Origin of the sequence: Pseudomonas sp. SBT1-2, from assembly GCF_028640875.1 — a bacterium.
Lineage (GTDB): Bacteria > Pseudomonadota > Gammaproteobacteria > Pseudomonadales > Pseudomonadaceae > Aquipseudomonas > Aquipseudomonas chlororaphis_I.
Genome location: NZ_JAQZAA010000106.1, coordinates 1 through 20,058 on the forward strand (window position 1 = coordinate 1; position 20,058 = coordinate 20,058).

Here is a 20,058-nt window from a genome sequence, read left to right on the forward strand (position 1 = left end):
GGATGGATTTCACGGCATGCTGGATGCTAACGCTACCCATATTTCCCTGACGATCGAAGGCGCCTCGGTCGACCTTCAGGTCCTCAGTTTCGTTGGCCGCGAAGCCCTCAATCAGCCCTTCTGCTTCGATATCGAACTGGTCAGCGCGCGTCCCGACCTCAAGCTCGAGGAACTGCTGCACAAGCCGGCCTGCCTGACCTTCGGCGGCTTAGGCAAAGGCAGTGGCAAAGGCCTGATCCATGGCCTGGTGTACCGCATCGCCCAGGGTGATTCCGGGCGCAAGCTGACCCGCTACAGCATCAGCCTGACCCCGCAGCTCAACTACCTGCGCCACAACTTCAACCAGAAGATCTACCAGCACCTGAGCGTGCCGAAGATCATCGCCCAGGTCCTCGAGGCCCGCGGCATCCTGGCCGACGCCTACAGTTTCCAGCTCGGCGCCACCTACCCGGAACGGGTCTACTGCACCCAGTACGACGAGTCCGACCTGCACTTCATCCAGCGCCTGTGCGAAGAAGAAGGCATTCACTTCCACTTCCAGCACAGTACCGGCGGCCACAAGCTGGTGTTCGGCGACGACCAGACGGTGTTCCGCAAGCTGGCGGCCGTGAACTACCAGCAGGACTCCGGCATGGCCGCCGAACAGCCGGTGATCAAGCGCTTCAACCTGCGCCTGGAAACCCGCACCAGTCGCGTCAGCCGCCGCGACTACGACTTCGAGAAACCACGGCTGCTGCCCGAAGGCGCGGCCAAGTCCGGGGCCATGCCGGACCTGGAAGACTACGACTACCCCGGCCTGTTCACCCAGCAGGCCCGCGGCAAGCAACTGGCGACCCGCGCCCTGGAACGCCACCGCAGCGACTACCAGCTGGCCGAAGGCAAAGGCGACGAGCCGAGTCTGGTCAGCGGCCACTTCCTGACCCTGGCCGCCCACCCGCGCAGCGAATGGAACGACCTGTGGCTGCTGCTGGAAGTGATCCATGAGGGCAAGCAACCGCAGGTGCTGGGCGAGAACATCACCAGCGATGTCACCAGCCACAAGGACGACTTCCACCAGGGCTACCGCAACCGCTTCCTCGCCACGCCCTGGGACGCCCACTACCGCCCGCCGCTGGAACACCCGAAACCCAAGTCCCTGGGCAGCCAGACCGCCGTGGTCACCGGGCCCAAGGGCGAAGAAATCCATTGCGACCAATACGGCCGGATCAAGGTGCAGTTCCACTGGGACCGCGACGGCCTGGCCGACGACAACACCTCCTGCTGGGTCCGCGTCGCCAGCGGCTGGGCCGGCAAGGCCTACGGCGGCATCGCCATCCCGCGGATCGGCATGGAAGTGTTGGTGACCTTCCTCGAAGGCGATCCCGACCAACCGCTGGTCACCGGCTGCCTGTACCACAAGGAAAACGTGGTCCCCTACGACCTGCCGGCGAACAAGACCCGCAGCACCTTCAAGACCCTCAGCTCGCCGGGCGGCAAGGGCTATAACGAACTGCGCATCGAAGACAAGAAAGGCGCCGAGCAGATCTACCTGCACGCCCAGCGCGACTGGGACGAAAACGTCGAGCACGACCAGCGGATCCGCGTCGGCAATGAACGCCACGACACAGTCGAAGCCAACACCCTCACCGAACTCAAGGCCGAAGAACACCGCATCACCCACCTCGACCGCAAGAGCGAAATCCGCGCCAACGACCACCTCACCGTGGCCGTCACCCAGCACGCCAACATCGGCACCGCGCAATTCGTCGAAGCTGGCCAGGAGATTCACTACAAGACCGGCAACATCGTGGTCCTGGAAGCCGGCGCCGAACTCACCGCCAAGGCCGGCGGCAGCTTCGTCAAGCTTGATGCCGGTGGCGTGACCATCAGCGGGGCCGATGTGAAGATCAATTCCGGCGGCGCGCCGGGAACGGGTACAGGACTGAATATTCTGATGCCCGGGATGCCGCTGATTGCCGATCAGGATAGAGCGGGAAGCGTGTTAAAGAGCAAAGAGATCAGCAGCAGCTTTTACGAGCGGTGCAAGTTCGTCACCAGTTCTGGCACGCCCGTCGAAGGTCTCAAGGCTGCCTTTATCTTACCGAGCCTCACTGCACCATTGATCTTCAAAAGCGACGCCGATGGCCATTCCCCACAAGTTGAGGCGCAGACCGTACAAACAGCCAAGGTTCATCTTCTTTGGGATGACTTTGACGTCCCGGATGGGGCAGATGATTATGAACGGAGTCGGAAGCAATGAGCACACCTCCAGTTGCCACACCCGAGATCAACAAGGCCAAGAACGCTCCTCCCCATGAGGTGAAGATCAACTGCGCGCAATTGTGGTCTCTGGCCCAAGCGCAAGCAATCAGGCGACTAAGCACTCAGCGTAACGAGTATTACCTGTTCGGCAGTAAGAAGTGGATGCTGGTCGGCGACTTTACTACCAGAGCCGCGCGTATTGCCGGTGTGTATGCGTCCTTCTACCTAGAAAGAGAAGATGGAGGACAGGCAGCGTTCAAGGGCCGGTTCTATTGGATGGGGCTGGCTGCCTTTGCGAGCAAGCAGGTGATGTGCGGCCTCAAGTTCACGAAACTGGTAGATGCCGCAACGAACACCCCCTTACTTGCTCCCGCAAAAGTACCAAACCAGGTCGGCAAGAATGGACTCGGAAAAGGAAACTTCTGGCTTTTCCAGGACATATTCTGTTGGCACTGGTTTTACAGCAAATTCCCAGACAGCTTCTTTTCATGCAAGAGTGCACGAAACAGTGATACGTTCGAGAAACCGATAGCTGACGCTGTTAAAAAACTTCCTTGGTCGGAAGAGTCATTACCAGTAATTAATAACCTCAAGGTGACACCCGAGGTAAGTTCAGCCTTTGAACTGATTAAGGAGACGGAGGCTCTGACGGGGGAAGAAAGAGCTAAAAAGCAATACAAATCACTACTTGCGATAGCCAATCACGAGCAACTTAACATACTGCAAAAGTTAATTTACAACGACTGGTCGTTCCAAAAAACGCTCGATGTTCAAAAACTCGCAGAAGGCGCTCCACTAGTACCTCTACGTTCAGCAGCATTTTCTACTCTATGCGATCTTGATGATCCTGACCTGAGAGAGCAAATGCACGATGGCAAACTGTATCATGCGCAACAGCGAATGGATTTCATCGTAAAAATCGCCGATAAATATCACAATCTCATGAGAAAGAAGAAAAGCTACATGGAAGGCGAGATCGCTTCGATTGCCAGTTGGAAGAACATAGAATGAGAATATTCTGGTTACTATTTTTTATCTTTCTCGTCGGTTGTGATGGCTCTCCTAGTGAAGGAATATACAAGGTGAAAAGTGAAATCAAGAGTATAAACATTCAGCTAGGGTCGCCTGTTGAAGATCTACTTAAACAAAGCCCTATCAAGTTCAGTTCCGATTGCTTAGCTGCCGCCAATATATGCTGGCACGAAATCAATCAAAGCAGAGATGACCAGAATCTATTGAGTGTAAGTATTACTCAGCCGAAAAGCACCCTCGAACTGGATCAGGTCGTGTCCCTCGGCATTGTGGCAGACGATGATATTTCCAAGGACATTGAGGAGGTTGAGGTTACGCTCCGTGGTTTGCCAGACAACAGCACACATGAAGAGAATAGAGCACTTGTCTATAGCCTCATAGACAAACTGAAATCAGCAGGATGGCATAAATATTACTTCCCTTCGGATCCTCGAATCCCCGGCACCGAACTTGATAAATTCGACTGGAAAAAATCGATATTCGGGCGAAGTCCTTTGAGCCATCCGCTCTTTGACCCTAACAGAAAAATGAGCCTTGAACAGTGGATAGGCTCAGACATGCTCTATGACTGGTACTTGTACAGTGGCGACTATCTCGCTCACGTCAAAGTCTTACGAAACTCGGCAGTTGCCTCAACAGAAACTGGGACCTATTTAATAAAAATTGAACTCACCTCACTAAATACATTTTGGCAAAACAGCTTCGAAGAGGAAGAGCGCCCTAACTGGAAAAAGCTTTTTCCTGAGCACTTGAAAACTCTTTTACTGCTTAGATCGGAAGCCGAGTCCAAGGCAAGAACTGCAGGAGTGGAAATTGATCAGAGTTATCAAGCTCCCGCCATGGAACAGGTTGACTGAGATAGTAGAGACGAAGCGACGAGGCCGGTGGCGTTACCATCCGGCACCCATGTGAAGGTCAACTCCGAGAGAGCGCCAGGAGCGGGTACGCCACCGGCGTCGCTGTTGCCGGGCCTGCTGAAGCTTGCCGACGCCGACAAGGCCGGCGGCCTGCTGCTGGGTCATTTGAACGCGCCAAGACCCTGATGCCGCCCAAGGGTATATGTGTCGAATGCCTGCTCAAGGCCATCCGCCAACGCCAGGCGATTCTGTCCGGAGCACAGCCATGAGCGATTTGCAGCAAGGCCAGCAGGACTGGGTCAACGCCGCCGCCAAGGGTTTCAACCTCGCGGTGATCGTCGAACAGGCCCTGCTCAGCGCGCCGCAGCGCAGCGCCCTGGTGGAGCTGGAAGGCGCCCGCTGGCCCCTGATGTACCAGCCCGAGCTGGTCCAGTTGCGCAATGACGGGCCGCTGTTGCTGGACATGACCGGTCAAGCTTTCGAGCGACTGGTCGCGATCCACGAGCTGTTCGGTTCGAACCTGGCCGGCTGGTTGAGCAGCACCCTGCCAGCCAATCGGCTGGCCACCCACCTAGGCGACGCCCTGGTCTGCCAGGACGCCAACGATGCGGTGCTGCTGATCCGCAGTTACAGCGCCGAGGTACTGCCCCTGCTCCACCAGCAAAATGACCAGCCATGGCACCAGTGGCTGTTCGGCCCCCTCGATACCTGGTGGGTCAAGGCCGAAAAAGACTGGCAGCGCTTTGCCGGCCCGGCGCACAGCGAAGTGCCCGAGTACCACCCGATACGCCTGGATGAGCCGATGATGCACAGCCTGCAGCATGACGCCCACGCCGAGCAGTTGCTGGTACAGACCGAAAACGTCGCCCCCGAGGCCTTTGCCAGCGACTGCCACGGCGAACGCCTGCAACAGGTGCAAGACTTGCTGCAGATCGCCAGAGCCCAGGGCCTGGACCAGCAGGAGGATCAGTCGACCTTCGTATTGCACAGCCTGATCACCCGTAGCCCGCTGCACCAGCGCCCCGAATGGGCCGAAGTCCTGCGTCAGGTCACGGATGACCAGGACAGCCTGGAAAACGCCCTGGCCGCGCAAGAAGGCGCCTGAGGTGACGTTGCCCCCGTCACTCGCACAGTACTGGAAGCGCCTGTCCAGCCGCCAGAAAACCCTGATCCACTGGCTGGTTTTGGCAGCGCTGGTTGTCGGCTATTTCATCTGGCAATACAGCCGCATGCCGGGCGCGGCGCTTTATGGGCATAACCATACGGATCGCCCGATTTTCAGTTATTTCGTTAATGACAATTGGGGTGGCAATGGAGGCGTGACCTGTTGCTGGCGTATCGAGGGCAAGATGCTAAAGGTGGACTGGATAAAAAGTCGTACGGGCGAACAGGCACGCCAAGGCATTAACGAGGAAACCCTTTCAATCGAGATGCCTAACCCGCCCCGAAAGCGAACCGACGATACCCTGCATGTGCATTTTCTGCCCGGAGATCAGGTGCGGCTGGCCTGGAGCGACAAACATACCAGCCCACTCAAAGAAGAGCTGCGCGAGTTTTATGCCGGGGATCAGGAGCGCAGGCCTGAATGAATGCTCTTAATTTCGATTGGGCTGTCGTTCTACGGCTTTTGGTGCCATCGGTTGAAAGGCTTGCAGGCAGCCGGACAAGGAGTCTGTTGTGATGGGGTCACTCGTAAACCGCTGGAAATCGTTACCCAGGACTCAGAGAACCCTGATCAACCTATTGGTGTGGGGCGTGCTGATCGCTGCCTACTTCATCTGGCAGTACAGCCAGATGCCTGGGGCAATGCTCTATGTCCATAACCAAACCGATCGTCCCATCTTCAGCTACTTCGTCAATGACAACTGGGGAGGCAATGCCACTGCGAACGGCGGAGGCGGAGCAACCTGCTGCTGGCGCATCGAGGGCAAGACGCTGAAGGTGGATTGGATAAAAAGCCGTACTGGCGAACAGGCGCGCCAAGGGATTAAACAAGAAACCCTTTCAATCGAGATCCCTAACCCTCCCCGCCAACGCAGTGACCGCTATTTGCATGTGCACTTCTTCCCTGGCGACCAGGTTCGCCTGGCCTGGAGCGCCAATCTCGACACCCCTTATGAAAACCTCAAGGAGGCACCCGCAGTGCCTGATGCCAAGGTTCAGGAAGCCCAATCCCAATGAATCACGGGTTTTCGGCGCCAACTATTGAAAGAGATGTAAACAGACTGGGCTGGGCAACAGAAGTGCACCCCCGGCAAAAGAACGTGACCGTACGCAGAAACAAGTTCGCCCCAACAAGGAGTTTGTTGTGAGATCGATTCAATTACTCAGAGATCGCTGGAAGTCCCTGTCCGGCCTGCAGAAGATCCTAATCAATCTGATGGTTTGGGGAGCGTTGATTGCGGCCTATTTCATCTGGCAATACAGCCGTATGCCGGGTGCCGCTCTCTATGTTCATAACCATACGGAGCGTCCTATCTTTAGCTACTTCGTGAATGACAATTGGGGGGGAAATGCTGCTGCAAATGGCGGGGGGGGAGTGACCTGTTGTTGGCGTATCGAGGGCAAGGCATTGAAGGTGGAGTGGATAAAGGGCCGTACAGGCGAGCAAGTACGCCAAGGATTAAAAAAAGAAACTATTTCAATCGAAATATCTAACCCGCCTCGAAAGCGAACCGACGATACCTTGCATGTGCATTTTCTGCCTGGTGATCAGATCCGTGTGGCCTGGAGTGACAAACACACCAGCCCACTCAAGGAAGAGTTGAAAGAGTTCTACTCCAAGGATCAGGAGCGTAAATCTAAATGAGTACCCGTAATACTGATCAGGCGGCTGCCGCCAATGCCCGCTGTGTCGCTCCGTTCAACAGTTCTCACATCACCACTTGTGAACGAACCTTGCGGATCGGATTTTTTTTTGACGGTTTTGGACGCCATTTACTGAAAGACCTGCAGACAGGTCGTGCCAGTAATGTCGGCAAGATGTATATGGCACATCCCCACATCGAAAAGGATGAGGGCTCTTATAACTATCGGCGTGTATATGTTTCCGGGATGGGCGAAGAATACATCGCAGACCTGACCACCACTGCCAGTACCGGCCTGGATATCGCTAGCAGTAAAGCGGCGGATGTCCCCAAGGATGTGGCGAAGGATGAAGGGAAAAAGATCCTGAAGGATGTGCTGGAGCGCCGTGACTGGTGGGAGCGCTTGAAGCATGACCTGGGCGACCTGGTAAATGCCCCCTACAAAGCCTTCAAAGTGTTGAAGGGCGCGGTGGTTGACGCCGTGTCTGAAGCCGTACCTCCCCTGCGCGATAACCCGATCATGGCTCAAGTGGCCAAGACCGGAGCCAATATCCGTATTGACGGTGCGATTGATCGCCTTAACAAGGACATCGACGAAATCAAGGCATTGGGCGGCCCGCCGTTGAAGCGCATCGAACTGTCCGTATATGGCTTCGACTATGGCGCCACCCTGGCTCGGGGCTTCCTGCATCGTCTGCTGGAGCGCAGCCTGATCAATGGCGAGGAGGTCGAGTATCAGGGGGCACGCCTGGTTGTGTTGTTCGCCGGCCTGTTCGATGCGGTGGATCGCAGCCATAGCGAAATACCGCTGATCGACGACTATATGCCCGTGCCCACCAGCACGGTACTGGGGGACTTCAACAGCCTGCCCAAGCAGGTGCGGCAGGCGCTGCATCTGGTAGCTGCCCACGAGCGACGCTTTTACCGGCGCGCCTGCATGCTCGGCAAAGGCAACGCCAAGTGGCGCGAAGAACTGATGCCTGGGGTCAGTGAGGATGTCGGTGGCAGCCTGCTGCCCGGCGAGCAGAAGCCCAGCGCCGAGCTGGCCCTGGTCAGTTTGCATCGCATGTACCGCGCAGCGTTCCAGGCGGGAGTACCGTTCCTTCATCTTGAAGATTTGTACGAAAAGGACGCCGACACCGCTGAGCTATTCACCTTCAACGACCATATCAACGGCAAGACTGCCCTCGGGCTGGTCAAGAAGTATCAGTCAGCCGCCAAGGCCAGCATCGCCCAGCTGAAAAACCTCAACCTGGGTGATAAAGCGCCCTTCCTCGGCCATATGCGTTTGTATATCCGCTGGCTGGCGTCGATCTCGCGCCCTTATGTGCAGCGCCTGCGAGAGATCGGCGAAGAGGAAGATCGCCTGAACGCCAGCCAGTATGCCGCGGGGAATAGCGCCGGGATGTTCGGCCGCCCGGTGGAAACCCAGGAAAAGAGGCAGGCCCGCCTCAAGCGCACCCAGGAACTGCAAACCGAGCGCGAGACGCTAAGAGCACAACTCGGCTGGCTGGAAGATGTAGACAGCGAGGCTCGCAGCATGCGCAGCGGCCGGGCACGGGATGGCTACAGGGCCGCCGGCACACCGCAGCAGATGCTGGTGTGGCAGGTGCTGTTGGAAGAGGAATGGTTCAAGGAGCAACTGTCGCCATTGCCGGAGGAAGTGAGCCTGTTGTTCGGTCACTTCATTCATGACCAATTGGTACAGTCCCTCGCTCAACAGTCAGCCAAGTCTATGAGCGGGCAATGCTACTTCGATATCCGTGGGATCGATCTGCCGGAGGAAGAAGAAAAGGAAAAGGAGAAAGAGAAGAAATAACTGTATTCAATGCCTGCCCGGAATCGGGCAAGGCGTTGACAACCAGCAAGGCAGGGGCTTCTGTCCCCTGCCTTCAGCCCTTACCGCCGAACACCAAATACGCGTTTTTGCCCAAGGAACATCTCGGCGGGCAGTTTCCCTTCCGCACAAATCATTAGCCCCCTACTTAATCTTCGATTAATCCCCCAGCCCAAAACTGTACGAGACCGCGCAGCGCAGAATCCTCTGCCGCCCTCCGCGGCGTGCTCGATGGTGGTTTGTGTCGGGCTTATCGGAGAAATTCTCATGAACATGCGTATTTTGCTGGTCGGGGCCTTGGCTTTTGTCGGGGCTGTGGGTGTGGCTCAGGCGGACACGGCCCAGGTGCAGCCGGTGCCTTATCACTATGGCATGCCGCTGAATGTGGCCAAGGTGGTGTCGATGACCGAGCCTGCGACGCCGGAGTGCAAGGTGATCACCGCGGACATGACCTTTATCGACAAGGCGGGCAAGCTGGAAGCCATCAGCTACCGCAAGTTGTCGGACGCCTGCAGTTATCAGAACTGAAGACTGCTCCTGCTCTACCGCGCGCAAGGTTACAGGCAGCTCTGTGAGATTCAGGCGGGGATTTTATTCGCGGTGAGGGTCGAGTCTGTGCCTGGCCCGGGATCTATCCAGGCCAGGCAGGCAACGCAGGCATTGGCAAAGCAGCCGATCAATGAGCCCTGGATTTCAGGGTGATGGGCTGGCTTCCCGGATGATTGGCCAGGTCGTAGCGCAGTTCGGCGATCAGGTCGTTGATTTCCCGGCAGCCGTTGAGGCTCGCCGCATCGATACCGGTGACCACCAGGTCCACACGGTCGGTTTCATGGTCGCCATAGACTTTCACGGTCATGTGCAGGTCGGGGCTCAGGGTGCACTCGCAGCGTTTGGGCAGGAAGCTGCATTCAATGATATTGCGCAGTTCCAAGGCAGATAAGAACATGGCAGATCTCTCCGTTGGTGCAGTGGCCATTCAATGATGGCAAGAATATCGTCTCGGGATTCCACCCCCGAAATACGGCGTACGGCATGACTAAACCTCCCTGGAAGAGAAAGCCAATTCCTAGACTAGGCCGTATTTGCGCTTCTACTAAATTCTATTTTGCTCTGAGCAGTGAGGCTTTTTTCACCCTCAGTCCTGGGACTTTCGCCCGCCTGGAGGACCTCCTGCGGATCCGATAGCGGCCTCTCGCCGATAGCGGATGGAGCATATGCATGCCGTCCTCCCGCTCGTTTTCATGCTTTATAAATCATTGACTTACCACTGGATATTGAAGGAATACATCATGTCAGTTGCCGCGGCGAAGCGGGCCACGGTTTGCATGACCGGGTGTTACCCGGTCAAACTGCCCGGCGTTTCAAGCAAGCGACTCCCTCTAAATGGAGAGAGCCGTCGATCAACCTGCAAGGAGGCCTTATGCGCTTTTTTCCTGTTTCCACCGCCGTCGCTGTGCTGTTGAGCGGTATTTCCACCCTGAGCCATGCGGCCAAGCTCGAAGACGTGGCGCCCTACCCCAAGGCCGAAGACGGTTTTGTGCGCCAGGTGATCCATCTGCCCAAGCAGGCCAAGGAAGAAGACTTCAAGGTCGAGGTGCTGGCCGGCAAGACCCTGACCGTCGACTGCAACCGTCAGCGCCTGGGCGGCACCCTGGAAGAGAAGAACCTGGATGGCTGGGGTTACCCCTACTACCGCCTGGACAAGGTCAGCGGCCCGATGAGCACCCTGATGGCCTGCCCCGAAGGCACCAGCAAGCAGGCGTTCGTGCCAGTGGTCGGCGAAGGCTTCGTGCTGCGCTACAACAGCAAGCTGCCGATCGTGATCTACGCCCCCAAGGACATCGAAGTGCGCTACCGCCTGTGGTCCGCCTCCGATAAAGTCGAAAAGGCCCGCGCGGAATAATCCAGACCGCGGCGGCTGCATCACAGGTGATGTAGCCGCTGCCGCAGGCTGCGATCGGCTACGCAGTAGCCGCCAGGCCAGGCAACGCGGTGCAGCAGTGGTTCGGTTGGCGAGCGCTTCGCGCTCGTGCGCAGGCTTCGCCAGCGGCTACAGAGGCCCTGCTCCTTCTTACACCAGCGCAACCGCGCCCAAAGCCGCGCGCTCGGCCACATGCCCCAGGCGATCGAAGTTGATATTGGCCCCGGAATCGATGGCCACCAGGGTTTCGCCCTGTACGCCGCTGCGGGCCACGTACCGCTTGATCCCGGCCACCGCCAGCGCCCCCGACGGCTCGGTGATGGAACGGGTGTCGTCGTAGATGTCCTTCATCGCGCAGCAGAGTTCGTCGTTGCTGACCGTGATCACCTCGTCGACCAGCACTCGACACAGCTCGAAACAATGGGCGCCGACCTGCGCTACGGCGACCCCGTCGGCGAAGGTGCCGACGCTGGGCAGCACTACCCTTTCCCCGGCCCGCAACGCCTGCTGCAAACAGTTGGAGTGTTCGGACTCGACGCCGACGATGCGCACCTCGGGCCGCAGGTATTTCACATAGGCGGCGATGCCGGCGATCAGTCCGCCACCGCCCACCGGGACGAAGATCGCGTCCAGGCGCCCGGCGTGCTGGCGCAGGATCTCCATGCCCACCGTGCCCTGCCCGGCGATCACGTCCGGGTCGTCAAAGGGCGAGACGAAGGTCTGGCCGCTGTGCTCGGCCAGTTGCAGGGCATGGGCCAGGGCAAAGGGAAAGCTCTCGCCGTGCAGCACCGCCTCGGCGCCACGGCTGCTGACGCCCTGCACTTTCAGCTGCGGCGTGGTGGAAGGCATGACGATGGTCGCCTTGATCCCCAGTTCCCGCGCCGCCAACGCCACGCCCTGGGCGTGATTACCGGCGGATGCGGTAATCACTCCGCGACGCTTCTGCTCGTCACTGAGCTGCACCAGCTTGTTGTAGGCACCGCGGATCTTGAAGGAAAAGGTCGGTTGCAGGTCCTCGCGCTTGAGCAGCACCTGGTTGCCCAGCGCCGCCGACAAGGCCGGCGCCGGCTGCAACGGCGTACGCACCGCCAGGTCGTAGACCGGCGCCGCGAGAATCTTCTTCACGTAGTGCTCAAGCAGGTCCAGTTGCGTGTCGGGCTCGGCGGGATGGTTCATACGGCTCTCCTGGCTGTGTTGAAGGCCCCGGAGACAGAAAGAAAAAACCCGCCTCTAGGGCGGGTTGGGTGCAGTGTCAGGCCCGCCAATCAGGAATGGCGGTAATAATGCTTGGCTGGGAACGCAATGCGGAAAAAGTCATGGCCAGGAAATTAACCGGCGCGCTGCTGGCAAGTCAATGGCCAATTCTTTGAGACGACCGCAGCCTGCGCTACTCTCGCGGCTCGCTTCTCAGCCCTCATTCAACCACCAAGGAAGGAACCCATGAAGTCTGTCGGATTGCCGTTGATTGCCCTGATCGCCTTTGCCGGCTACACCTTCGCGGTGATGCTGCAGGCGGAACAATCGCTGATCGAGTTTGGCCTCGGCCTGATGTCCCGCCCCGACACCGCGCAGGTGGTGATCGACCTGTACCTGCTGGCGACCCTGGCCGGCATCTGGATGTACCGGGACGCCCGCTCCCGTGGCCAGTCCGCATTGTCGGTGCTGCCTTATCTGCTGCTGACGGCAGTGTTCGTCTCCATCGGTCCGCTGTTGTATCTGGTGGTTCGCGGCTTTCGTGAACGGAGAACCACCCGCCCTGCCCGCCAGCAGGCTTGAGCCCGATCGAGCGATTGTCGTTTGCCGACGAATATATGAAACGTATATGCTTCGTATATTTACCAGAGCAGAAACCTCGTGGGCATCGTCAAGATTTCAGATCAGCTGCATGAACAGATCCGCGTCGCCAGCGACGCCATGGATCGCTCCATCAACGCCCAGGCCGAGTTCTGGATCAAGATCGGCCTCTTGGCCGAGCTCAATCCGCACCTGGCCTACAACGACCTGATCAACAAGCTGCTGCTGAACAAGAGCGATCTGATCCGGGGGCGCAGCGAATGACCCAGGCCCTGATCAAGACCCCGCAACAACTGGCGCTGATGCGTGAGTCCGGGCGCCTGTTGGCGACGGTGTTCACCTTTCTCGACGATCTGGTCGCGCCCGGCCTTTCCACCATGGAGCTGGACACCGCGGTGGAGCGCTTCATTCGCCACGACCTGGGCGCCCGCCCGGCCAGCAAGGGCCAGTACGGCTACCCCTACTCGATCAACACCTCGATCAACGAGGTGGTGTGCCATGGCATGCCCCATGAAAAGGCCATTCTCAAGGACGGCGACATCATCAACATCGACATCACCCTGGAAAAGAACGGCTTTATCGCCGACGCCAGCAAGATGTACCTGGTCGGCAATGTCAGCCCCAAGGCCCAGCATCTGGTCAGCACCACCTTCGAGGCGATGTGGCAAGGCATCAAGGTGGTTCGCCCCGGCGCGCGCCTTGGCGATATCGGCCATGCCATCCAGAAACACGCGCAAACTCAGGGCTATAGCGTGGTGCGCGAGTATTGCGGCCACGGCATCGGCCGGCAGATGCACGAAGAGCCGCAGATCCTGCACTTCGGTCGCCCCGGCACCGGCCTGGAGCTGCGCGAAGGCATGGTGTTCACCATCGAGCCGATGATCAACCAGGGCAGCGCCCGGGTGCGCGGCCTGAAAGACGGCTGGACCGTGGTCACCCGCGACAACCGCCTGTCGGCGCAGTGGGAACACACGGTGGCGGTGACCCGCGACGGTTATGAAGTGCTGACCCTGCAACCGGCCTGAAGGCTCAGGCGCACTTGCCGCTGCCCCCGGCCAGGCGCCTGAGACCGAGCACCATCCCCCCTGCCGCCAGCAGCATCGCCACGAGGAACAGCGGGTAGGCAATCCACCAGGGGGTGCCGGCGGTCATCATGCTGAACTCGGACATGCCGCCGATGCTGGCGATCAGGTTCAGCGGCAGGAACACCACGTTGATCAAGGTCAGTTTGCGCAGCAGGCTGTTCATGTTGTTGTTCATCAGGTTGCCGCGCGCATCGATCAGCCCGGAAAACACCGTCGAATAGATCTCCGCCTGTTTGTAGCACTGGTTGTTCTCGATGATCAGGTCGTCGATCAGGCCGATGGCCTCGGCGCTGAAATGTTCCTTCTCGGCGTGGTTGCGCAGGCGGGTCAGCACCGCGCCGTTGCTGTGAATGGCGTTGATGTAATAGATCAGGCTTTCGCTGAGGTTGAACATCTGGATCAGGTGGCGGTTTTCCATCGAGTCGTTGAACTGCTGCTGCAACTCCCGGGCGACCATCTTGATCACCTTGAGGTGCCCCAGGTAGTGATGGATGTTGTTGGACAGCAGGTCCAGCAGCACATCCAGGGGGCTATTCAAGGCCTGGCGCGCGCCCAGGCCGCTGAGCTGGCTGTCGTCATGGGCGATCAGCAGCAGCCGTTGCGGGGAAAACAGCAGGCCGCAGGACGACACCTCGAACGACAGGCTGCCGCCGCCGGAATAGTTCTCCGGACGCTTCCAGATCAGGAACAGGTTGTCCGGGTGGAACTCGATGCGCGACACCTCGTCCGGGTCCAGGGCCGAGGCCAGAGCGTGTTCGTCGAGCTTGAAGCCGGTGTGCAGCAGGTCGCGTTCGGCGAGGTCGGGGTTGCTGAACAGCATCACCTCGGCGTCCAGGCGCTCCACCGCCAGCAGGCGGCCCTGGCTCAACTGATAGCTCTTGATCATCGGCCGTTCACCAGGCCTGTCCGCGGCGCTTGAGCTCCAGGCGGCGGACGAACTCCTCGAGCACCAGGGAATACAGATCGTCGCGCAGGTAGGCATCTTCGATGCCGGAGTCCAGGTTGGGGTTGTCGTTGACTTCGATCACCACCACCTTGTCGCCGGACTGTTTCAGGTCCACGCCGTACAGGCCGTCGCCAATCAGGTTGGCGGTCTTCACCGCCAGCTCCACCACCGCCCGCGGCGCCTCGTGGATCGCCAGGGTGCGGCATTCGCCGTTGATGTCCTGGCCCTTGGCCTTGTGGTTGTAGATCTGCCAATGGCCCTTGGACATGAAGTACTGGCAGGCGAAGATCGGCTTGCGGTTGAGCACGCCGATGCGCCAGTCGTACTCGGTGTAGAAAAACTCCTGGGCCAGCAGCAACACCGAATGCTCGAACAGCTCAGCGGTGGCCTCCAGCAGCGCCTGCTGGCTCTCGACCTTGATCACCCCGCGGGAGAAGCAACCGTCGGGAATCTTCAGCACCAGCGGGAAGCCCAGGCGTTCGCCGACCCGCTCGAAATCTTCCGGTCGCTCCTTGTAGAGAATCTCGGTGGCGGGCATGCCCAACTGGTGGCTTTTCAGCAGATCGGTCAGGTAGACCTTGTTGGTGCAGCGCAGGATCGAGGTCGGGTCGTCCATCACCACCAGGCCCTCGCTTTCGGCCTTCTTGGCGAAGCGGTAGGTGTGGTTGTCGACGCTGGTGGTCTCGCGGATCAGCAAGGCGTCGTATTCGGCGATCCGCGGGTAGTCCTTCTTCTCGATCAGCTCGACGTCGATGCCCAGGCCCTTGCCGACCCGGACAAAGTTCTCCAGCGCCCGGGCGTTGGAAGGCGGCAAGGCTTCCTGGGGGTCATGCAGGATGGCCAGGTCATACCGGGCCAATCTTTTCGAGCGCGGCACACGCCAGATCTTGCGGCTGAAACTGTCCAGGGAATGGGCGAATTGATCTTCCTGGTCTTCACGCAACTTATGTAAGGCCCCGGACTTCACGCCTTCGATATGCCAGCCGTTAGTTCGTTTGAAGTCCACCAGCAATATCGGACAGGGGAAAACTTCGAATAACTGGCGGGCCAACTCCTGTAACGGTTCGATATGGGTCTTGCCGAAGTAGAGGGTCAGGGTAAAACCTTCGGTATCGCTGTAAAGATGATTGCTCAGGGCCTTTTCCAGGGTTTTATCCAGGTCGTCCAGGGCCAGCCCGTAGAGCGACTTGCGGGTCAGTTCACTGATGGTGCGCACCGAGGGAATCACCTTGTGCCCCCGCGCCTCGGCCAGCAACGAACAGTAGTAACCGTGGCCCAGGTACTTGTAGCTGCGGCACAGGTTGATCACCTGGACCCGCTTGCCGGGCTGGGTTTCGCGGCTCTGTTCCAGGTACTCCTGGGCGCTGAGGATGTCTTCGCTGGGGAAGTAGGAAGCCCAATCTTCCTTACGCTCGACAATAATCACCAACTGACTGGAAGTTTCACTCACCGTTGAAAAATAATTAACCGGCGTTATTGTCGCCGGCAGACTTTGCTCGGATACTCCACGCCAATGACCTTGTACCGCTGACATAATGTTTGATCCGCTTAAGAACAAGACCTTTTCTATTAAGCACGAACTTTTCTGAAAGTCTCGTTTCGTTACGCAACTTTTACGGCGGTTATATGGATCTTGTCTTTCGCATTGCCACACCTGAGGATTTGCCCGCATTAGTGCAACTGGAACAGCAGTGTTTCACCACCGATCGCCTGACGGTGCGCAGCTTCCAGTGGATGATCAGCCGCGCCCATGCGCGCCTGATCGTCGCCGAGCAGGCGGACCAGCTGCTGGGGTACGCCCTGGTGCTGTTCCATCGCGGTACGTCCCTGGCCCGCCTGTACTCCATCGCCACCGCGGTCGAGGCCCGCGGGCTGGGCCTGGGCAAGCGCCTGCTGGAGCGGATCGAGGCCTGCGCGCGGGAGCATGACTGCGCCTACCTGCGGCTGGAGGTGCGTACCGACAACCCGACGGCCATCGCCCTCTACGAGCGCAGCGGCTACCGGCGCTTCGCCGTGCTGCACGACTACTACGAGGACCACACCGATGCCCTGCGCCTGGAAAAGCGCATCCTGCAGCATCGCGAGACCCGCAGTATCAGCGTGCCCTATTACCAGCAGACCACCGATTTCACCTGCGGCCCGGCCTGCCTGTTGATGGCCATGGGCGCGCTGCAACCCGGACGGGCCCTGGAGCGACGCGAAGAGCTGCAGCTGTGGCGCGAGGCTACCACCGTGTTCATGACTTCCGGCCACGGCGGTTGCAGCCCCCAGGGGCTGGCATTGGCCGCGTGGCGTCGGGGCTTCAGGGTCAGGCTGCAGGTCAATACCCGCGGGCCGCTGTTTCTCGGCGGGGTGCGCGACGAGCATAAAAAAGACGTCATGCGCCTGGTGCACGAGGAGTTCTGCACAGAGCTGGATAGCAGCGACGTCTTGCAGGTGCTGGGCGGCCCGCTGGACCTGCCGAGGCTGCTGGCCGACGGCGGCCAGCCCCTGGTGCTGATCAGCAGCTACCGCCTGACCCGCTCCAAGGCCCCGCATTGGGTGATGGTCACCGACTGCGACGAGGAGTTTGTCTACCTGCACGATCCCGATGTCGACCACAGCCAGCACCGTCAGCCGATGGATTGCCAGCACCTGCCGGTGAGCCACGGCGAGTTCGCCAAGATGTGCCGTTTCGGCAGCGGCAAGCTGCAGGCGGCGGTGATCCTCTACCCGACCGCAGTGCCTCTGTAGGAGCGAAGCTTGCTCGCGATAGCCGCGAAGCGGCGATTCATCCTGCCAACACGCGTTATCGTTGAAGATTTTTTCGCGAGCAAGCTTCGCTCCTACAGAAGAAGGGATTGGTTTATTCCAGGCCAACCTTGTACAGCGTGCCCTTGTCCTCGTCGGTCAGCACATACAGATAACCGTCCGGCCCCTGGCGCACGTCGCGGATGCGCTCCTTGAGTTCACCCAGCAGGCGCTCTTCGTGGCCCACCTTGTCGCCGTCGAATTGCAGGCGGATCAGTTCCTGGGAAGCCAGGGCGCCGATAAACAGGTTGTGTTGCCAGGCCTTGAAGCGGTCGCCATCGTAGAAGGCCATGCCGCTGATGCCGGGGGACTTCTCCCAGACATGCCGTGGCCCCACGGTGCCCGGGGCGGTCTTGCCCTCGGCTTCGGGAATCGGCGCACCGGAATAGTTGATGCCGTGGGTTGCCAGGGGCCAGCCGTAGTTCTTGCCACGCTCGATCAGGTTGATTTCGTCGCCGCCCTTGGGCCCATGCTCGTTATCCCACAAGGTGCCGCTCCAGGGGTTTAGCGCCGCGCCCTGGGGGTTGCGGTGGCCGTAGGACCAGATTTCCGGGCGCACGCCCGGCTGGCCGACGAAGGGGTTGTCCTCAGGGATCCGGCCATCCGGATACAGGCGCACGATCTTGCCTTGCAGCTTGTCCAGGTCCTGGGCAGTCGGGCGCTCGTTGTTTTCCCCCAGGGTGATGAACAGGTAGCCATCGCGGTCGAACACCAGGCGCGAACCGAAATGGTTGCCGGTGGAAAGCTTGGGCGCCTGGCGGAAAATCACCTGGAAATCCTTGAGTGTCTTCAGGTCCTCGGACAGCCGCCCGCGCCCCACCGCCGTCCCTGCCGTGCCACCCTCGCCGCCACCTTCGGCGTAGGACAGATAGACCAGGCGGTCCTGCTTGAAGTCCGGCGACAGCACCACATCCAGCAAGCCGCCCTGGCCCTTGGCCCAGACCTGCGGCACGCCGCCCAGGGGCGCCGAGAGCTTGCCGTCGGCGCCGACCAGCCGCAGGTTGCCCGGCCGCTCGGTCACCAGGATGCCCTGGCGGTCCGGCAGGAATGCCAGGGCCCAGGGGTGATCCAGGCCCTCGACCACCGGGGTCACGCTCAGCGGGCCCTGTTCGCTCTGCAATTGTTGGCGGGTGGCGGCCGCGGCCGGTAGCGCGCTACTCAGGACAAGGCTGGCGCAGACTGTCGCCAAGAGGGTTTTACGCAACATGCACGATTCCTTCTGTCGATAAAAAGGGGGCCGCCCGGAGCCGGCATCGGCCTCGGGCGGTCAGCGTTTATCGCTGCTGTTGGTTACGCGGTGGGGTCACGGGTGTCGGATCGATGATCCGCGGCTGGGTGATGGTGCGCGGGTAACCGTTGCCGATGCCGCCGTTCTCCAGGGTCGGAGGGCGTTGCACCGGTACCGGATTAACCCCGCGGACAGCCGGGGCACTGGGCTGGGTGCCCTGCATGCTGTTGGGGTTGGCCCGGCGTATCGGGCTGTTGTAGGGATTGTTGTTGCTGCTGCCGGGCAGGTTCTGCGCCAGCAGCATGGCGGTGCTGTCCGAGGACGCCTGGGGTGCGGCGAACGCCGCGATGCTGGCCCCGCTCATCAGGGCAAACACGGCAAGACCGCGAAGCAGGTTGTTCATGGCGACCCTCCTGGATGGCGACGAGTTATCGCATTCGAGTCCAGGCTACGTCGCAGGTTCGGCCTTGTTAATTAAATAATCCGCCAGACATGTAACACGAGTTATCGGCTCGCCCCTGCAAGCCGGCACCCCGGGGAAACTTTCGCGCCACGCCACGGGTCACCTGAAAACCAGTCGCTGCATAGCGATTCCACAGTCAATACGGGGACAGGCTCATGGCACGGGCAATCTGGAAAGGCGCGATCAGTTTCGGCCTGGTTCACATTCCGGTGGCGCTGGTCTCGGCGACCTCCTCCCAGGGCGTCGACTTCGATTGGCTGGACCAGCGCACCATGGACCCGGTGGGTTACAAGCGGATCAACAAAGTCACCGGCAAGGAAGTCAGCAAGGAACATATCGTCAAGGGCGTGGCGTACGAGAAAGGCCGCTATGTGCTGCTCAGCGAGGACGAGATCCGCTCGGCCCACCCGCTGTCGACCCAGACCATCGACATCTTCGCCTTCGTCGACAGTCAGCAGATCCCGCTGCAGAACATTGACACCCCTTACTTCCTGGCCCCGGACAAGCGCGGCGGCAAGGTCTATGCGCTGCTGCGCGAAACCCTGCGGAGCACCTCGAAAGTCGCCCTGGCCCTGGTGGTGCTGCACACCCGCCAGCATCTGGCGGCGCTGATGCCGCTGGAGTCGGCGCTGGTGCTGGTAATGCTGCGCTGGCCGGCCGAGGTGCGCAGCCTCGACGAACTGGCCCTGGGGCCGGAGGTGACTCACCCGGACCTGACCAAGGGCGAGCGGGACATGGCCAAGCGCCTGGTAGCGGACATGAGCACCGATTGGCAGCCGGAGGAATACCGCGACAGCTTCACCGACAAAATCATGGCCCTGGTGGAGAAAAAGGCCCAGGCTGGCAAGATCGAAGACGTGGAAAGCCGCACCGGCGAAGCGCAACGCAGGAGTGCCGATGTCATCGACCTCACCGAAATGCTCAAGCGCAGCCTGGGCGGCAAGTCCAGGAGCAAGCCGCCCGCCAGCCCGGACAAACCCGGCAAGGCCGCTGCGACCAAGAAAACCACGAAGCGATCCAGTGCCTGAACGGCGCGGCTCGCATGACAAGGCAGTGG

At 59.8% G+C, this 20,058-nt stretch carries 21 protein-coding genes and 1 pseudogene; 16 read left to right on the forward strand and 6 right to left on the reverse strand.

Going from position 1 to position 20,058, the window contains the following annotated elements:
- Positions 1 to 16 precede the first annotated feature (16 nt).
- The 10 genes from PVZ78_RS21990 (at position 17) to PVZ78_RS22035 (ending at position 9,302) form a co-directional block, all read left to right on the forward strand.
- Entirely contained in the window at positions 17 to 2,239 is a 2,223-nt protein-coding gene (locus PVZ78_RS21990) for a type VI secretion system Vgr family protein (RefSeq protein WP_273829260.1), read from the forward strand.
- On the forward strand, positions 2,236 to 3,252 hold the full coding sequence (locus tag PVZ78_RS21995; protein ID WP_233146653.1) for a DUF2515 family protein: 1,017 nt from the start codon (positions 2,236 to 2,238) through the stop codon (positions 3,250 to 3,252). Before PVZ78_RS21990 ends, PVZ78_RS21995 begins: the two co-directional genes overlap by 4 nt.
- A gap of 71 nt (positions 3,253 to 3,323) precedes the next feature.
- The gene (locus PVZ78_RS22000) at positions 3,324 to 4,130 is read left to right on the forward strand and encodes a hypothetical protein (protein WP_233146652.1); all 807 of its coding nucleotides are present in this window, start codon (positions 3,324 to 3,326) and stop codon (positions 4,128 to 4,130) included.
- A 27-nt stretch (positions 4,131 to 4,157) separates the two neighbouring features.
- A complete protein-coding gene (locus PVZ78_RS22005) occupies positions 4,158 to 4,316 on the forward strand; it encodes a hypothetical protein (RefSeq protein ID WP_158484748.1) in 159 nt (52 codons plus the stop codon).
- Between the two features lie 79 nt (positions 4,317 to 4,395).
- On the forward strand, positions 4,396 to 5,235 hold the full coding sequence (locus tag PVZ78_RS22010) for a DUF4123 domain-containing protein (protein ID WP_273829261.1): 840 nt from the start codon (positions 4,396 to 4,398) through the stop codon (positions 5,233 to 5,235).
- 1 nt (position 5,236) lies between these two features.
- On the forward strand, positions 5,237 to 5,719 hold the full coding sequence (locus PVZ78_RS22015; RefSeq protein ID WP_273829262.1) for a DUF3304 domain-containing protein: 483 nt from the start codon (positions 5,237 to 5,239) through the stop codon (positions 5,717 to 5,719).
- A 91-nt stretch (positions 5,720 to 5,810) separates the two neighbouring features.
- Complete coding sequence (locus PVZ78_RS22020) at positions 5,811 to 6,311, forward strand: DUF3304 domain-containing protein (protein WP_273829263.1); 501 nt, start codon at positions 5,811 to 5,813, stop codon at positions 6,309 to 6,311.
- 127 nt (positions 6,312 to 6,438) lie between these two features.
- Entirely contained in the window at positions 6,439 to 6,939 is a 501-nt protein-coding gene (locus PVZ78_RS22025; RefSeq protein ID WP_273829264.1) for a DUF3304 domain-containing protein, read from the forward strand.
- Positions 6,936 to 8,756: a phospholipase effector Tle1 domain-containing protein gene (locus PVZ78_RS22030; RefSeq protein WP_273829265.1), complete on the forward strand. Its 1,821-nt coding sequence runs from the start codon at positions 6,936 to 6,938 to the stop codon at positions 8,754 to 8,756. The genes PVZ78_RS22025 and PVZ78_RS22030 overlap by 4 nt, the downstream gene beginning before the upstream one ends.
- Positions 8,757 to 9,041: 285 nt before the next feature.
- Positions 9,042 to 9,302: a DUF2790 domain-containing protein gene (locus PVZ78_RS22035; protein ID WP_038579170.1), complete on the forward strand. Its 261-nt coding sequence runs from the start codon at positions 9,042 to 9,044 to the stop codon at positions 9,300 to 9,302.
- A 148-nt stretch (positions 9,303 to 9,450) separates the two neighbouring features.
- Here the strand turns inward: PVZ78_RS22035 and PVZ78_RS22040 are convergent, their stop codons facing one another.
- Positions 9,451 to 9,720 carry a DUF1652 domain-containing protein gene (locus PVZ78_RS22040; RefSeq protein ID WP_009048914.1) on the reverse strand — a complete coding sequence of 90 codons (270 nt, stop codon included), beginning with the start codon at positions 9,718 to 9,720 and terminating at the stop codon, positions 9,451 to 9,453.
- 474 nt (positions 9,721 to 10,194) lie between these two features.
- Here PVZ78_RS22040 and eco point away from each other — a divergent pair, with 474 nt between their 5' ends.
- Entirely contained in the window at positions 10,195 to 10,677 is a 483-nt protein-coding gene (gene eco, locus PVZ78_RS22045) for a serine protease inhibitor ecotin (RefSeq protein ID WP_009048913.1), read from the forward strand.
- Between the two features lie 186 nt (positions 10,678 to 10,863).
- On the opposite strand, the pseudogene ilvA reads toward eco, so the two are convergent.
- Positions 10,864 to 11,871, reverse strand: a pseudogene (gene ilvA, locus PVZ78_RS22050) (threonine ammonia-lyase, biosynthetic); the annotation flags it as partial.
- A 264-nt stretch (positions 11,872 to 12,135) separates the two neighbouring features.
- Here ilvA and PVZ78_RS22055 point away from each other — a divergent pair.
- From PVZ78_RS22055 to map, 3 genes are all read left to right on the forward strand, one after another.
- The gene (locus tag PVZ78_RS22055; RefSeq protein ID WP_101282417.1) at positions 12,136 to 12,471 is read left to right on the forward strand and encodes a DUF2834 domain-containing protein; all 336 of its coding nucleotides are present in this window, start codon (positions 12,136 to 12,138) and stop codon (positions 12,469 to 12,471) included.
- 78 nt (positions 12,472 to 12,549) lie between these two features.
- Complete coding sequence (locus tag PVZ78_RS22060; protein WP_009048910.1) at positions 12,550 to 12,753, forward strand: ParD-like family protein; 204 nt, start codon at positions 12,550 to 12,552, stop codon at positions 12,751 to 12,753.
- Positions 12,750 to 13,514: a type I methionyl aminopeptidase gene (map, locus tag PVZ78_RS22065; RefSeq protein ID WP_009048909.1), complete on the forward strand. Its 765-nt coding sequence runs from the start codon at positions 12,750 to 12,752 to the stop codon at positions 13,512 to 13,514. Before PVZ78_RS22060 ends, map begins: the two co-directional genes overlap by 4 nt.
- A gap of 4 nt (positions 13,515 to 13,518) precedes the next feature.
- Here map and PVZ78_RS22070 read toward each other — a convergent pair whose 3' ends face one another.
- Together PVZ78_RS22070 and PVZ78_RS22075 are read right to left on the reverse strand one after the other, a co-directional pair.
- Positions 13,519 to 14,460, reverse strand: a complete 942-nt coding sequence (locus PVZ78_RS22070) for a magnesium transporter CorA family protein (protein WP_009048908.1) — start codon at positions 14,458 to 14,460, stop codon at positions 13,519 to 13,521.
- A gap of 7 nt (positions 14,461 to 14,467) precedes the next feature.
- Positions 14,468 to 16,054 (reverse strand): RimK family protein, encoded by a 1,587-nt coding sequence (locus PVZ78_RS22075; protein ID WP_124301551.1) that lies wholly within the window; start codon positions 16,052 to 16,054, stop codon positions 14,468 to 14,470.
- A 92-nt stretch (positions 16,055 to 16,146) separates the two neighbouring features.
- On the opposite strand from PVZ78_RS22075, the gene PVZ78_RS22080 reads away from it, so the two are divergent.
- On the forward strand, positions 16,147 to 17,253 hold the full coding sequence (locus PVZ78_RS22080; RefSeq protein ID WP_273829266.1) for a GNAT family N-acetyltransferase/peptidase C39 family protein: 1,107 nt from the start codon (positions 16,147 to 16,149) through the stop codon (positions 17,251 to 17,253).
- Between the two features lie 112 nt (positions 17,254 to 17,365).
- Here the strand turns inward: PVZ78_RS22080 and PVZ78_RS22085 are convergent, their stop codons facing one another.
- Entirely contained in the window at positions 17,366 to 18,517 is a 1,152-nt protein-coding gene (locus tag PVZ78_RS22085) for a PQQ-dependent sugar dehydrogenase (protein ID WP_273829267.1), read from the reverse strand.
- 67 nt (positions 18,518 to 18,584) lie between these two features.
- Positions 18,585 to 18,941, reverse strand: coding sequence for a hypothetical protein (locus tag PVZ78_RS22090; protein WP_009048904.1), 357 nt, complete (start codon positions 18,939 to 18,941; stop codon positions 18,585 to 18,587).
- Positions 18,942 to 19,156: 215 nt separating this feature from the next.
- Between PVZ78_RS22090 and ku the strand changes: the two genes are divergently transcribed.
- On the forward strand, positions 19,157 to 20,029 hold the full coding sequence (gene ku, locus PVZ78_RS22095; protein ID WP_041984006.1) for a non-homologous end joining protein Ku: 873 nt from the start codon (positions 19,157 to 19,159) through the stop codon (positions 20,027 to 20,029).
- The last annotated feature ends 29 nt before the right edge of the window (positions 20,030 to 20,058 follow it).

What these genes read in the sequence shown, in the direction of transcription:
- eco (WP_009048913.1), top strand. Translation starts at nt 10,195, where the DNA reads ATGCGCTTTTTTCCTGTTTCCACCGCCGTCGCTGTGCTGTTGAGCGGT.
- PVZ78_RS22055 (WP_101282417.1), top strand. Translation starts at nt 12,136, where the DNA reads ATGAAGTCTGTCGGATTGCCGTTGATTGCCCTGATCGCCTTTGCCGGC.
- PVZ78_RS22020 (WP_273829263.1), top strand. Translation starts at nt 5,811, where the DNA reads ATGGGGTCACTCGTAAACCGCTGGAAATCGTTACCCAGGACTCAGAGA.
- PVZ78_RS22035 (WP_038579170.1), top strand. Translation starts at nt 9,042, where the DNA reads ATGAACATGCGTATTTTGCTGGTCGGGGCCTTGGCTTTTGTCGGGGCT.
- PVZ78_RS22075 (WP_124301551.1), bottom strand. Translation starts at nt 16,054, where the DNA reads ATGTCAGCGGTACAAGGTCATTGGCGTGGAGTATCCGAGCAAAGTCTG.
- PVZ78_RS22010 (WP_273829261.1), top strand. Translation starts at nt 4,396, where the DNA reads ATGAGCGATTTGCAGCAAGGCCAGCAGGACTGGGTCAACGCCGCCGCC.
- PVZ78_RS22030 (WP_273829265.1), top strand. Translation starts at nt 6,936, where the DNA reads ATGAGTACCCGTAATACTGATCAGGCGGCTGCCGCCAATGCCCGCTGT.
- PVZ78_RS22090 (WP_009048904.1), bottom strand. Translation starts at nt 18,941, where the DNA reads ATGAACAACCTGCTTCGCGGTCTTGCCGTGTTTGCCCTGATGAGCGGG.
- PVZ78_RS22040 (WP_009048914.1), bottom strand. Translation starts at nt 9,720, where the DNA reads ATGTTCTTATCTGCCTTGGAACTGCGCAATATCATTGAATGCAGCTTC.
- PVZ78_RS21990 (WP_273829260.1), top strand. Translation starts at nt 17, where the DNA reads ATGCTGGATGCTAACGCTACCCATATTTCCCTGACGATCGAAGGCGCC.
- PVZ78_RS22085 (WP_273829267.1), bottom strand. Translation starts at nt 18,517, where the DNA reads ATGTTGCGTAAAACCCTCTTGGCGACAGTCTGCGCCAGCCTTGTCCTG.
- PVZ78_RS21995 (WP_233146653.1), top strand. Translation starts at nt 2,236, where the DNA reads ATGAGCACACCTCCAGTTGCCACACCCGAGATCAACAAGGCCAAGAAC.
- PVZ78_RS22080 (WP_273829266.1), top strand. Translation starts at nt 16,147, where the DNA reads ATGGATCTTGTCTTTCGCATTGCCACACCTGAGGATTTGCCCGCATTA.
- ku (WP_041984006.1), top strand. Translation starts at nt 19,157, where the DNA reads ATGGCACGGGCAATCTGGAAAGGCGCGATCAGTTTCGGCCTGGTTCAC.
- map (WP_009048909.1), top strand. Translation starts at nt 12,750, where the DNA reads ATGACCCAGGCCCTGATCAAGACCCCGCAACAACTGGCGCTGATGCGT.
- PVZ78_RS22070 (WP_009048908.1), bottom strand. Translation starts at nt 14,460, where the DNA reads ATGATCAAGAGCTATCAGTTGAGCCAGGGCCGCCTGCTGGCGGTGGAG.